At 67.9% G+C, this 13347-nt stretch carries 10 protein-coding genes and 1 pseudogene; 6 read left to right on the top strand and 5 right to left on the bottom strand.

Annotation, left to right across the window (positions count from 1 at the left end):
* Positions 1 to 20: 20 nt before the first annotated feature.
* The 3 genes from ACAG20_RS12710 (at position 21) to ACAG20_RS12700 (ending at position 2968) form a co-directional block, all read left to right on the top strand.
* Positions 21 to 1415 carry a PLP-dependent aminotransferase family protein gene (locus ACAG20_RS12710; RefSeq protein ID WP_370492778.1) on the top strand — a complete coding sequence of 465 codons (1395 nt, stop codon included), beginning with the start codon at positions 21 to 23 and terminating at the stop codon, positions 1413 to 1415.
* A gap of 28 nt (positions 1416 to 1443) precedes the next feature.
* Positions 1444 to 1872, top strand: coding sequence for an SRPBCC family protein (locus ACAG20_RS12705; protein ID WP_370492777.1), 429 nt, complete (start codon positions 1444 to 1446; stop codon positions 1870 to 1872).
* 178 nt (positions 1873 to 2050) lie between these two features.
* Complete coding sequence (locus ACAG20_RS12700; protein WP_370492776.1) at positions 2051 to 2968, top strand: acyl-ACP desaturase; 918 nt, start codon at positions 2051 to 2053, stop codon at positions 2966 to 2968.
* A gap of 3 nt (positions 2969 to 2971) precedes the next feature.
* On the opposite strand, the gene ACAG20_RS12695 is transcribed toward ACAG20_RS12700, so the two are convergent.
* The 3 genes from ACAG20_RS12695 to ACAG20_RS12685 are packed head-to-tail and all read right to left on the bottom strand — an operon-like array spanning position 2972 to position 6086.
* Positions 2972 to 4207: an Nramp family divalent metal transporter gene (locus ACAG20_RS12695; protein ID WP_370492775.1), complete on the bottom strand. Its 1236-nt coding sequence runs from the start codon at positions 4205 to 4207 to the stop codon at positions 2972 to 2974.
* Positions 4207 to 5283 (bottom strand): diacylglycerol kinase, encoded by a 1077-nt coding sequence (locus ACAG20_RS12690; RefSeq protein ID WP_370492774.1) that lies wholly within the window; start codon positions 5281 to 5283, stop codon positions 4207 to 4209. The genes ACAG20_RS12695 and ACAG20_RS12690 overlap by 1 nt, the downstream gene beginning before the upstream one ends.
* Before the next feature lie 11 nt (positions 5284 to 5294).
* The gene (locus ACAG20_RS12685) at positions 5295 to 6086 is read right to left on the bottom strand and encodes an SDR family oxidoreductase (protein WP_370492773.1); all 792 of its coding nucleotides are present in this window, start codon (positions 6084 to 6086) and stop codon (positions 5295 to 5297) included.
* 123 nt (positions 6087 to 6209) lie between these two features.
* On the opposite strand from ACAG20_RS12685, the gene ACAG20_RS12680 reads away from it, so the two are divergent.
* Positions 6210 to 7697: a DUF222 domain-containing protein gene (locus ACAG20_RS12680; RefSeq protein WP_370492772.1), complete on the top strand. Its 1488-nt coding sequence runs from the start codon at positions 6210 to 6212 to the stop codon at positions 7695 to 7697.
* A gap of 31 nt (positions 7698 to 7728) precedes the next feature.
* Here ACAG20_RS12680 and ACAG20_RS12675 read toward each other — a convergent pair whose 3' ends face one another.
* Positions 7729 to 8622 (bottom strand): Ku protein, encoded by an 894-nt coding sequence (locus ACAG20_RS12675; protein WP_370492771.1) that lies wholly within the window; start codon positions 8620 to 8622, stop codon positions 7729 to 7731.
* 62 nt (positions 8623 to 8684) lie between these two features.
* Between ACAG20_RS12675 and ACAG20_RS12670 the strand changes: the two genes are divergently transcribed.
* Together ACAG20_RS12670 and ACAG20_RS12665 are read left to right on the top strand one after the other, a co-directional pair.
* Positions 8685 to 10967 carry an ATP-dependent DNA ligase gene (locus ACAG20_RS12670; protein WP_370492770.1) on the top strand — a complete coding sequence of 761 codons (2283 nt, stop codon included), beginning with the start codon at positions 8685 to 8687 and terminating at the stop codon, positions 10965 to 10967.
* A gap of 3 nt (positions 10968 to 10970) precedes the next feature.
* Positions 10971 to 11918: pseudogene (locus ACAG20_RS12665) on the top strand (fumarylacetoacetate hydrolase family protein); the annotation flags it as partial.
* Here the strand turns inward: ACAG20_RS12665 and ACAG20_RS12660 are convergent.
* Positions 11918 to 13347, bottom strand: a 1430-nt coding sequence (locus ACAG20_RS12660) for a cellulase family glycosylhydrolase (RefSeq protein WP_370492769.1), incomplete at its 5' end; no start/stop codon positions are given. The pseudogene ACAG20_RS12665 and the gene ACAG20_RS12660 overlap by 1 nt on opposite strands.

Here is a 13347-nt window from a genome sequence, read left to right as displayed (position 1 = left end):
TGCGAGTAAGGTCCAATTCCGTGCCGGGTTCATGGACCAGTTCGGGGGTTGATCTACATCTGGAGCTTCCGCCCGGGCGTGGCCGCCGCACCGCTCTGGAACACGCATTACGCGAGGCCATCCGGGACAATCGGCTGGCGCCGGGTGAGCGCCTGCCGTCGTCGCGAGCACTGGCCGCACAACTCGGCCTGGCGCGCGGAACGGTCGTCGAGGCGTACACCCAACTGGCCGCCGAGGGCTACCTGCGGAGTCGGCAGGGGGCGGCCACCGAGGTCGCGCGGGGCCCGGGAATATCGCCGGGGACAGCGATGGTGTCGGCCCCGCCTCGGGTGGTGGCGGATTTCCGGCTCGGGCGCCCCGACCTGAGCATGTTTCCCCGTGCCGAGTGGCTGCGGGCGCTGCGGCGAGCCCTGCAGGTCACGCCGCATGTCGAGCTGGGGCCGCTCGACCCGCGGGGCGCACCGCGCCTGCGCACCGAACTGGCCGGCTACCTGGGGCGGGCCCGCGGGGTGCTGACCACCCCGGAGCGGATCGTCGTCTGCAGCGGATTCACCCAGGGATTACGGCTGGTGTGCGAGGCGCTCGCCGGAGCCGGCCGGCGGTCGATCGCGGTGGAAAATCCCGGCCTGCCCGATCACCGCGCGACCATCGCCGCAAGCGGACTCGACATCGTTCCCGTCGACGTCGACGGCGAGGGGGCCCAGCCGGCCGGATTCGCCGCCGCGTCGATCGCCGCCGTGCTGCTCACCCCGGCCCACCAGGCCCCATGGGGTGCCACCCTGTCGGCCGACCGGCGCGCCGAATTCGTCCGGCTTGCCGCCGCGCACGGGGCGTACATCATCGAAGACGACTACGACGGCGAATTCCGCTACGACCGTCATCCGGTCGGTGCGCTGCAAGGGCTTGCCCCCGACCAGGTCGTCTATGCCGGAAGTGCCAGCAAGAGTCTGGCTCCCGGGCTGCGACTGGGCTGGCTGGCGCTGCCGGCCGATCTGGTCGACGCCGTGGTCGAGACCAAGCGCCGCGCCGACCGCGGCACCGATATCCTGGCTCAGCTGGCATTGGCTGAACTGATCGAATCCGGGGCGCTGGATCGTCATATCCGGCGGATGCGGCGACGCTATCGGCAGCGCCGGGACGCGCTGGCCGGCGCGATCGCCCGCATGGCCCCGACGATGCCCCTCCAGGGAATCGCGGCCGGCCTGCACGCGGTGCTCCTGCTGCCAGAGGGCGCGTCGGAGGCCGATCTCCTGGCCGCCGCGCAGCAGCGCGAGATCGCCCTGACCGGTCTGGCGCCGTTCTGGCACGGACCGCCGAAAGCCGAGGGGATCGTGGTGGGTTACGGCACCCCGGCCGAACACGATTATCCCCGGGCGCTGGGCCATCTCGGCCAATTACTCGCCGATTCTGGGTAGCGTGCCGGTGGGGAAAGGAGCACGCGTAATGCGCTACACCCGCACCGACTCCATTGCCGCTCGCCCCGCGGACGTGTGGGCGGTCCTGACGGATCTCGAGCACTGGCCGGACTGGACGGCCTCGATGCGCGAGATCACCCGACTCGACTCCGGTCCACTGCGAGTGGGCAGCACCGCGCGCGTTAAGCAACCCGCCGGCCGGCCGTTGGTCTTCACCATTACCGAGCTGGTAGACGAGCGGTCCTTCACCTGGACGGCATCGGCGGCGGGAATGCGGTCCACCGGCTACCACGAGCTGATGCCGACCGATTCCGGTGTTCGGGCGGTCCTGACCTTCGCGCTGACCGGTCCGATGGCCTGGCTGGGCAGGTTGGCCGCGGCCGGGCGCATCCGGCGATACGTCGATATGGAGGCCGACGGGCTCAAGCGGGAATCGGAGAATCGCGCCACCAGCTAGCGGCATCCGCTTGAAAGGCCGTGCGCACGTATTCAGTCGCTGAATGCGCCGAAAGCGCGAAATTCGGAGGTTGACATGTGCCAAGCTCCATGTTTACCGTGGGGCCAAACCTACGGAACCGTAGGTTTGGCCGGGGGGCCAATCGACTGCCCACATGTCGATCCGGGATGGAGCAAACATGACGAACGTCCAGACGGCGCTACTGCACGAGCTGGAACCGATTGTCGAGCAGAATCTCAACCGCCACCTGAAGGCCGCCAAGCCGTGGCTGCCCCACGACTACGTGCCGTGGAGCAAGGGACGCGACTTCGCGTTCCTCGGTGGTGAGGACTGGGTTCCCGAGGACTCGCCGTTGGACCCGGTCGCCAAGGCCGCGCTGCTGGTCAATCTGCTGACCGAGGACAACCTGCCGTCCTATCACCGGGAGATCGCCACCCGCTTCGGCCGGGACGGCGCCTGGGGCTCCTGGGTCGGACAGTGGACCGCCGAGGAGGGCCGCCACAGCATCGCGCTGCGCGACTACCTCGTGGTCACCCGGGGCATCGACCCGGTGAACCTCGAGAACATGCGGATGCAGCACACCATCGCCGGGTATGACTCCGGCGACAAGACCCCGCTGCAGGCGTTGGCCTACGTGTCGTTCCAGGAACTCGCCACCCGGGTGTCGCACCGCAACACCGGCAAGGCCTCGGGCTGCCCGATCGCCGACCAGTTGCTGGCCCGCGTCGCTCTGGACGAGAACCTGCACATGGTGTTCTACCGCAACCTGATGGAGGCGGCCCTGGACATCGCGCCGGATGAGGCCATGTGCGCCATCCGCGACGAGGTGCTCGGCTTCTCGATGCCCGGCATGAACATGCCCGGCTTCCAGGAGAACGCCCTGCTCATCGCCAAGGCCGGTATCTACGACCTGCGCATCCACCACGACGACGTGGTGCAGCCGGTGCTGCGGTTCTGGAAGGTCTTCGAGCGCGACGGCTTTGGCCCCGACGGTGAGCAGGCCCGCGAACAGATCGACGGGTTCCTCAAGATGGTCGACGAGCGGGCCACGCACTACGAGGAGAAGGCCAAGGCGCGCGAAAGCGTCTCCGCCTGACGCTCAGCCCGGCCCGGCGACGGTCAGATAGACCAGCGCCATGTTGAGCACGCCGATCACGACCGTGACGGCCCACCCGAGCACCGTCGTCAGCCGCCGGTTCGCGTCCGCGCCCATCAGTGCGCGGTCGCTGGTGAGCAGGATCAGCGGCACCAGCGCGAACGGGATGCCGAACGAGAGCACCACCTGGGAGATCACCAATGCCCGAGTGGGATCGATGCCCACTGTCAGGATCGCCAGCGCCGGGATCAGCGTGACCAGGCGGCGCAGCAGCAGCGGCACCGACACCCGCAACAGGCCCTGCATGATCATTGCGCCGGCGTAGGCGCCCACCGACGTCGAGGCCAGGCCGGAGGCCAACAGCCCGACCGCGAAGAACAGCGCGACCGTCGGGCCGAGCGCATCGCGTACCGCGGCGTGCGCACCCTCGATCGAGTCGGTGCCGTCGCGCCCGGCCAGGTTCGCGGCGGCCACCAACAGCATGGCCAGGTTCACCGCGCCGGCAAGCAGCATTGCCAGGCCGACATCCCAGCGGGTCGCCCGCAGCATGCGCTGCCGCGCTCGCCCGGCTTCCGGGCGCCCGTGTCGGTCGCGGGCCAGGCCGGAGTGCAGATACACCGCATGCGGCATGACCGTGGCCCCCAGGATCGCGGTCGCCAACAACACGCTCTCGGTTCCGTCGAAGCGGGGCACCAGGCCGCCGGCGACGTCGGTCACCGGCGGCGGACCGACCACCAGGCTGGCCAGGAACCCGATCGCGATGATGGCCAACAGCCCACTGAAGACCTGCTCGAAAGCCCGCGGTCCGCGCCGGTCACCGATGACCAGCAAGGCCATCGACACCGCGCCGGTGATGAGCCCGCCCAATATCAACGGCAGGTCGAAGATGAGGTTCAGTGCGATCGCGCCGCCCACCACCTCGGCGAGATCGGTTGCCATGGCGACCAACTCGGCCTGCAGCCAATACGCGATCCGGGCCGGGCGGCGGGCGACACTGCCGACCGCCTCGGGCAGCGAGAGCCCGGTCACCAACCCCAGCTTGGCGGAGAGGTACTGCACCAGGCCGGCCATCACGTTCGCGGTGACGATCACCCAGACCAGCAGGTACCCGAACGTCGCACCGGCGCTGACATTGGCGGCGACGTTGCCCGGGTCGACATAGGCGATGGCGGCGACGAACGCCGGTCCGAGCAGATACCAGCCCGGCTGTCGCCGTACCGGCTTGTCCGCGCGCGTCATCAAGGACGAGCGTAAAGCCCCCGTCCGGTGACCAGTGGCAGATCCAGGGTGGTCCGGATACCCGGATCGGCGGCCACCACCGCCGGAACGGCGTTGACGACGCGCATGGCGGTGGCCACCAGCCCGGCGTGGTTGTGGTCACCGTTGGGGCTGGACAGGCACAGGTCCAGCGCATACGACGGCTCGCCCGTCACCTCGACGCGGTAGGACCCGCCGGGCTGGGCGGGTTGCGGCCAGTCCGGGCACAGGTCGTCGCGCAGCCTGGTGACGTGCTCGAGGACGACCGCCGGGTGGCCGTCGACCATCCCGCGGACCTCGAATCGCAATGCGGCCGCAGTGCCTTTCGTGATATTGCCGGCGGAGATGGTGAAGTCCTCCGGTGCGGGCACCCGCACATGGGACTGCTCGACGGAGTCGAGTTCCAGGCCCAACCCGGCCGCCAGCTGGCGCACCACCGAACCCCACGCCAGACTGAGCACGCCCGGCTGCAGCAGCATCGGGACGTCGTCCATCGGTTTGCCGAACCCCATCACGTCGAACATGACGGCGGCACTGTCGTAGGTGGCGTAGTCGACGATCTCCATGCAGCGGATCTGCTGGATGCTCTGACAGGTGCCCGCCAGCGCCAGCGGCAGCAGGTCGTTGGCGAAGCCCGGGTCGATGCCGTTGACGAACAAGCTAGCGTTGCCGGCTTTCGCGGCGTCTTCGAGCGGAGACAGCATCTCGGCGGGCAGCACCTGCCACGGGTACTGCAGGAACACCGCGCTGCTGCCGGCCACGTTGATCCCGGCCTCCAGGATGCGCCGGAAGTCGTCCAGCGCCTCGACGAGCCGGTTGTCGGCCAGCGCGGTATAGACCACGCAGTCGGGTTTGCCGTCGAGTATCTGCTGCAGATCGGTGGTCGCGGACACCCCGGTCGGCGTGTCCAGGCCGGCCAGCTCGGCGGCGTCTTTGCCGGCCTTGGCGTCCGAGGACACCCACACCCCGGTCAGCTCGAATTCCGGGTTGGTGATCAGTGCTTTGAGGGCGTGGACACCGACGTTGCCGGTGCCGATCTGGGCGACGCGAATGGGCATAGCGGTGTCCTCTACAGGTCGGGGATGGGCAGATCGAGGTTCGGGAACGTGATGCCGCCGTCGACCTCGAGGATCTTGCCGGTGAGATAGCTTCCCGCCGGCGAGGCCAAATAGACTGCGGCAGCGGCAATGTCGGTCGGATCACCAAGTCGGCGCATCGGAGTCACCTTCTCCATCGGTTCGCGGAGTTCGTCGTTGGACGCCACCACATCCAGCGCGGAGGTCAAGATCGATCCCGGTGCGATGCCGTTGACGCGGATCTTCGGGCACAGGTCCATCGCGGCCAGCCGGGTGTAGTGGGCCAGCGCGGCCTTGGCGGTGCCGTAGGCGGCGAATCCGCGCCCGGCCAGCCGCCCCATCGTCGAGGTGATGTTGATGATCGAGCCGCCGCCGGCGTGTTCGAGCATCAGCGGCACGGCGGCGGTGGTCAGGGCGTGCGCGGTGACGACGTTGAAAGTCAGCGCGTCCTTGAGGTCTTTGGCCGAGGTGGTCAGCAACATGTTGGGCATGGTGCCGCCGACATTGTTGACGACGATGTCGAGCCTGCCGAAGGCGGCGACGGCTTCAGCGGCCAGCTTGGCGGTCTCTTCGGGGTGGGCCAGATCGGCGGCGACGATGTGGGCGCGACGCCCGGCATCTTCGACCTGTTCGGCGACGGCCTCTAGTTGGGATCGGGTACGCGCGGCGATGACGACGTCAGCGCCGGCTTCGGCGAACGCTACGGCGATCGCCGCACCTAGTCCACGGCCTGCGCCGGTGACGACGGCGACCGAGTTGTCGAGTCGGAATTTGTCGAGGATCACGTAGGCACGCTAACAAGGATCGGCGGCGAGGTGAACCACTTTTCTGAAACACGTTCTAATTTGGATTCGGGGCGTCCGATTGGCGAGGTGCGGGCGTCTGCCGCTTCGGCTATAATCGAACGTATGTTCGATAAGGGTTTGCCGGGGCCGGCGTCGTTGGCTGATGCCGACGACAAAGCCTTGGTGGCGGCCATCTCGGGGTGGTCCCGGGTGGAGGCCGCGGCCTCGGCGCGCCGGTTGGCGGCGATCGGCGAGTTGGTCGCGCGGCGTACCCGCGGGCGTGACGCGGTGAACCGGTCGCGCTGGTCATGCGATTACTGGGATGCCGCAGCCGCGGAGGTCGCCGCTGCCGAGCAGATCAGCCAGGGTATGGCGTCATCGCAGATGTATCTGGCCTCTGCGCTGCGTGAGCGGCTGCCGAAGGTTGCCACGCTGTTTTTCGACGGGGCGATCAACACCCGGCTGGTCGCCACGATCGTCTGGCGCACCACGCTGATCACCAACCCGTACCTGCTGAACGCGGTCGATACCGACCTCGCCGAGATCGCCACCGGCCTCGGGCGGCTCTCGGCGGCTAAGGTCGCCGCGGCCATCGACGCCCTGATCGACCGGTACGACCCCGACGCCGTCCGGCGCCAAGAGCGGGATGCCCGGGGGCGCGAAGTCGTCGTCGACACCCGCAACAGCGAAAACGGCATCACCGCCTTGTGGGGCCGGCTGTTCGCCACCGATGCCACCGCCCTCGACCGGCGCCTGACTCAGTTGGCCCACACCGTCTGCGACGACGATCCGCGCACCGTGGCCCAGCGCCGCGCCGATGCCCTCGGCGCCTTGGCGGCCGGAGCTGACAACCTCGGCTGCGCATGTGGCAACACCGCCTGCCCGGCCAGCGGCGGCACCGATGCCCGGGCGGCCAACACCACGGTCTATGTCCTTGCCGACCAGGCCGCGCTGGACACCCCGGCCGACTCGCGATTCGGCAACGGCGACGAACCGCCAACCGCCCCGGCCCCCAAACGCCAAGCGCGCCGAGGCCTCTCCGGGCACATCATCGGCGGCGGCACCGTACCCGCGCCCCTGCTGGCCCAGCTCGTCAACAGCGGCGCCACCGTCAAGCCGCTCCGACACCCGGCCGATCTGCCAGCCGAACCGCACTACCGGCCCTCAACAGCGTTGGCCGCCTTCGTCCGGGCCCGCGACCTGACCTGTCGATTCCCCGGCTGCGACCGGCCCGTCACCTATTGCGACATCGACCATGCCATCGCTTATCCGTTCGGGCCCACCCACCCCGCCAACCTGCGCTGCCTATGCCGAAAACACCATCTGCTCAAGACGTTTTGGACCGGCCCCGGCGGCTGGCACGATGCTCAGCACCCCGACGGCACAGTGGAGTGGACCAGCCCCACCGGCCATACCTACATCACCCGACCGGGCAGCACCCTGCTCTTCCCCGCCCTGTGCATGCCAACCGGCAGACCGCCGGCAACCACCCCACCACTCCCACCATCGGCGGGCCGCGGCCTCCTGATGCCCACCCGCAAGCGCACCCGAGTCCAAGACCACGCCCGCCGCATCAACTCCGAACGCGCTCTCAACAAGGCCCCACCCTGACGTCAGTGATCTGCAGCGGCGGCTGGCGAGGCTACTTCGCCGCGGCCTTCTTGGCCGGCGCCTTCTTCTTCGCCGGAGCCTTCTTAGCGGTCGACTTCTTGGCCGGCGCCTTTTTGGCGGGCTCCTTGTTGGCCGCCGAGCGCTTCTGCACGCTGGCCTCCAGCTTGGCCAGCAGATCGGAGACGTCTTCGGTGGCATCCAGTTCGGCGGGCCGCTCCTCGGGGGTGAACGCCTCGTCGCCTTCGAGCTTGGCCTCGATCAACTCGTGCAACTGCTCCTGGTAGGTGTCGTGATAGCGGTCGGGATCGAAGTCGTCGGCCATCGACTCGACCACCTGTCCGGCCATCTTCAGCTCGGCGGGTTTGATCTCGACCTTGGTGTCCAGGGTGGGGAAGTCGGGGTCGCGAATCTCGTCCGGCCATAACAGCGTGTGCACCATCATCACGTCACGCTTGGAGAAGTCCTTGACTCGCAGCGCCGCCAGCCGGGTCTTGTTGCGCAGCGTGAAATGTACGATCGCCACCCGGTCGGTATCGGCCAGCGTCTTGGCCAACAGCACATACGATTTGATCGATTTCGTCGCCGGCTCCAGAAAGTAGGAGCGGTCATAGAGCATCGGGTCCAGGTCGCTGGCCGGAACGAACTCGAGCACCGCTATCTCGTGGTCGCGTTCCTCGGGAAGATTCGCGAGGTCGTCGTCGGTGATCACCACCATCCGGCCGTCGTCGGACTCGTATGCCCGCGCGATGTCGGCGTAGTCGACGACTTCGCCGCATTCCTCGCACACTCGCCGGTAGCGAATCCGGCCGTTGTCCTTGGCGTGTACCTGACGGAACTTGATGTCGTGGTCCTCGGTAGCGCTGTAGACCTTCACCGGCACGTTGACCAGACCGAATGCGATCGAACCCTTCCAGATGGAACGCATGAGGCAAGTATGCCCACCCGAACGTGCCCGAAACCGGCTTTATCGCGACGTAGGTTGGCAGCATGGCTGCACAGCCGTTCCAGACACGGGTGAAGTTGACCAACGCCGACAAGGTGCTCTACCCGGCCACGGGCACCACCAAGGCCGACGTCTTCGACTACTACACGCGTATCGCGGAGGTGATGCTGCCGCATGTCGCCGGACGGCCGGTGACCCGCAAACGCTGGCCCAACGGCGTGGCACAGGACTCCTTCTTCGAAAAGCAGCTCGCCTCCTCGGCGCCGGCCTGGCTGCCCCGCGCCGAGGTGCAGCACCGCTCCGGTATCACCGCCTATCCGATCATCGACAACCTCGACGGCCTGGCCTGGATTGCCCAGCAAGCGGCGCTGGAAGTCCACGTGCCGCAGTGGCGTTTCGAAGCCGAGTGGACGCACGGCGGCAAAGTGCTCAAACCCGGGTTGGCAACCCGCCTGGTCTTCGACCTCGATCCCGGTGAGGGCGTGACGATGAGCCAGCTGGCCGAGGTGGCGCGCGCGATACGCGATCTGATGACCGAGCTGGACTTGGACACGTTCCCGCTCACCAGCGGCAGCAAGGGAATACACGTGTATGCGGCGCTGGACCGCCCGGTGGCCAGCGCCGGGGCGGTCGCGGTGGCCAAACGCGTTGCGCAGCAACTCGAGAGCGCCATGCCGAAGCTGGTGACAGCGACCATGGCCAAAAAGCTCCGGGCCGGAAAGATCTTCCTCGACTGGAGTCAGAACAACGCGTCGAAGACCACCATCGCGCCGTATTCGCTGCGGGGCCGTGAGCATCCGACGGTGGCCGCCCCGCGCAGTTGGGCGGAGCTCGACGACGCCGGGCTGCAGCAGCTGCGCTACGACGAGGTGCTGGCCCGCGTCGCCCGTGACGGTGACCTGCTGGCCGAGCTGGATCCGCCGCTGCGCACGCCTGACCGGCTCACCGAATACCGGGCCAAACGCGACGCCGCCAAAACCCCCGAACCGGTGCCGGCCGCCTCCCCTGGACCGGGAGGTGGCGATAGCTTTGTCATCCAGGAGCACCACGCCCGCCGACTGCACTATGACTTCCGGTTGGAGCGCGACGGGGTGCTGGTGAGCTGGGCGGTTCCCAAGAACCTGCCGACGACCACGTCGGTCAACCATCTGGCGGTGCGCACCGAAGACCATCCGCTGGAGTACGGCGGCTTCGAGGGCACCATCCCCAAGGGCGAATACGGTGCCGGCACGGTGCGCATCTGGGATTCGGGCAGCTATGTGACCGAGAAATTCGAGGACTCCGCCGAAAAGGGCGAGGTGATCGTCGTGTTGCGCGGCCGTCGGATCTCGGGCCGCTACGCGCTGATCCGGACCGGCGGCGATCAGTGGCTGGCACACCGGATGAAAGATCAGAAGACGTTCGCGTTCACCGACCTGGCCCCGATGCTGGCCACCCACGGCCCGGTGACCGGTCTGGATCCGGAGCTCTGGGCCTTCGAGGGCAAGTGGGACGGCTACCGGCTGCTGGTGGAGGCCGACCATGGCCGGGTCCGGCTGCGCTCCCGCAGCGGGCGCGATGTCACCGGTGAATACCCGCAGCTGCGCTCGTTGGCCGCACAGCTCACCGAGCACCACGTCGTGTTCGACGGCGAAGTCGTCGCCCTCGATGACGACGGGGTTCCCAGCTTCGCGGCGATGCAGAACAGCGCCCGCTCGGCCCGCGTGGAGTTCTGGGCCTTCGACCTGCTCTACCTCGACGGGCGTCCGTTGCTGCGCGCGACCTACCGGGACCGCCGCCGGCTGCTGGAAACGCTTGCCCAGGGAACCGGCTTGGTGGTCAAGGACCTGCTGGCCGCCGGCGGCGCCGAGGCACTCGAGCAGTCTCGTCGGCTGGGCTGGGAGGGCGTGGTGGCCAAGAAGTGGGACTCGCCCTACCAGCCGGGGCGCCGCTCACCGGCGTGGGTCAAGGACAAGCATTGGCGGACCCAAGAGGTGGTGATCGGCGGCTGGCGTGCCGGCGAGGGTGCTCGGGGTGGGGGGATCGGGTCGCTGCTGATGGGCATCCCGGCGGGGGACAAGCTCGCGTTCGTCGGCCGGGTGGGCACCGGATTCACCGAGGGGCAGCTCGCCGCGCTGAAGAAGAAGCTGGCCCCGCTGCACACCGACAAAACCCCCTTCGACGCACCGCTGAGCCGGGCCGACGCCGCAGGCGTCACATTCGTGCGACCGGCACTGGTGGGGGAAGTGCGCTACAGCGAGCGGACGGCCGACGGCCGGTTGCGGCAACCGAGCTGGCGTGGTCTGCGGCCCGACAAGACGCCCGACGACGTGGTGAGTGAGGATTGACCGGTGCGGTGGGTGACCTATCGAAGCGAGGACGGCGAACGGAGCGGGGTGCTGCACGGCGAGGTGATCCACGCCGCGGCGCCCGGCACGACGCTGCTGGAGTTGATCCGGCTCGGACCGGACGGTCTGCGGGAGGCCGGTGAGCGCGCGCTGGAAGCGCCGTCGGCGACGCCGCGACTCGACCAGGTGACGCTCATGGCGCCGATCCCGCGGCCCCCGTCGATCCGCGACAGCCTCTGCTTCTTGGACCACATGCGCAACTGCCGGGCCGCGACCGGCCGCAGCCGCGAACTCGAGGACGCCTGGTATCGGATACCTGCGTTCTACTTCGCATGCCCGTCAACGGTTCTGGGGCCCTATGACGACGCGCCGACGGCACCCGGCAGTGTCTGCCAGGATTTCGAACTGGAGGTCGCGGCGGTCATCGGAACACCGGGGGCCGACCTGTCGGTGGCCGAAGCCGAGCAGGCCATCATCGGCTACACCATCTTCAACGACTGGTCGGCCCGCGATCTGCAAGCTGCCGAGGGCGTGCTGGCGATCGGGCAGGGCAAGGGTAAGGACAGCGGCGTCACCCTGGGGCCGTATCTGGTCACCCCCGACGAGCTCGAACCCTACCGCCGCAACGGCAAACTCAGTCTGCATGCCACCGCGATCGTCAACGATGTGATCATCGGCATCGGGTCCACCGAGACCATGGACTGGAGCTTCGGCGAGATCATCAGTTATGCCTCACGCGGGGTGCCGCTGACGCCCGGCGACGTCTTCGGGTCCGGTACCGTCCCCACCTGTACGCTGCTCGAACACCTGGATCCCGCGCTGCCGCAACCGTTCCCGGGCTGGTTGCGCGACGGTGACGTGGTGACCCTACAGGTACAGGGTCTCGGCGAAGTGCGCCAGACCGTGCGCGCCAGCGCTCCGCCGCTGCCGCTGCCGGAGCGTCGCCGGCCCTAACCTGCCGCGGGCTTCACGGTCACGGTCACCGTCGACGCGCCGGCGTCCGAGTTGATGGTCAGCACCGGGGCGTTCGGGCCGGAGCTGACGTGTCCACCGGTCACGTTAACGGTGTAGCCGTTCGGGTACTGGCTGGGTGGCACGGAGATGGTGGTCTGCGAGCCGGCGTCGAAGCTGCCGGAGCCGTCGGCCTGATCGGTGGAGTAGCTGAAGGTGAAGACGCCGTTGTCGAACGACCAGGAGGTCGGGGTGCCCGAGATCACCTGCGGATAAGGCTGGGCCAGCAGGTCGAGTTTGTCCCAGTTGACGTTGTCGCCGACCAGGGGCTGGCCCGGGTTGTACACCAGCGCCTGATCCTCCGGCGAGATACTGGTGATGTCCTTGCCGCTGTAGGCCCATTCGGACCAGCCGAACAGATACCGGTTAGAACCCTGCAGGCTGGCCTCGATCGCGCCGAGGTTGTTGGTGGCGCCGAACTCGCTGAGCCAACCCGGGATGTTGTGCTCCTGCATGTAGTCCTGCGCGTATCCGAACACGATGTCGGCGTTCCAGTCACAGCCGAAGCTGGTGCCGGGGAACAATGCAGTCGTGAGGCAGTAGTGGTGGAACGAGAAGGCCGAGTTGGGGTCATCCACCGTGCCCAGGTACGTCGGCACCGGTGTGCTGCCGAAGAGAGCGTTCGGCTCGAAGAACACCGTCTTGTTCGGGTCCACGGAGCGGATGGCTGCGGTGATCTGGTCGTAGAACGGGGTCAGCTGCTGGGCGTCGAAGTACTGGTTGCCCAAAATGGTCCCCAGCCAGTGCGTGCCCGCCCACGGCTCATTCATGATGTCGTAGCCGGCCACGTTGGGATTGCCCTTGAAGTAGTCCGCGACGGCCTGCCACGACAGCGCGTAATGGTTCTGCAACCCGACCCCGTCGGGGGCTTTATCGTTGGCCCAGAACGCATCCCAAGCATGGTTCTGCGCGGGACTCAGGGGATAGGTCGCCGGGAAACCCAGACCGAAGTGGGGTAGCCCGCCGTTGAAGGTGGCCCAGTCCGGAGCGCCCTCGCCGCCGAACTCCTCGTTGTAGAGGTCCTGGTGCATGTCGAGGATCGCCACGATGTTGTGCTTGGCCAGGATCTGCACGGTGTGCTCGATCGAGGCCAGATAGTCGTAGTCGATGACACCGGGCTGCGGCTCCACCCCCGCCCAGATGATCCCCAGGCGCACCGAGTTGAAGCCGTTGGCGGCCAGGAAGGCGGCGTCGTCCTCGCTGAAGCCATCGGACGACGGTGTATACGGCGGGATCTTGTAGACCTGGTTGAGTCCGTGCCAGATGACAACTTGTCCATCGGGATTGACAAGCCAGCCGTTGGAGACCTCCACCGGCGGCGCGACGGTTCCGGTGATGCCGCCCGGCAGGGCGCCGAACCGGCCGACCG

It is taken from the genome of Mycobacterium sp. pW045 (genome assembly GCF_041287085.1).
Lineage (GTDB): Bacteria > Actinomycetota > Actinomycetes > Mycobacteriales > Mycobacteriaceae > Mycobacterium > Mycobacterium algericum_A.
This window is presented reverse-complemented; position numbering and strand designations above follow the sequence as displayed.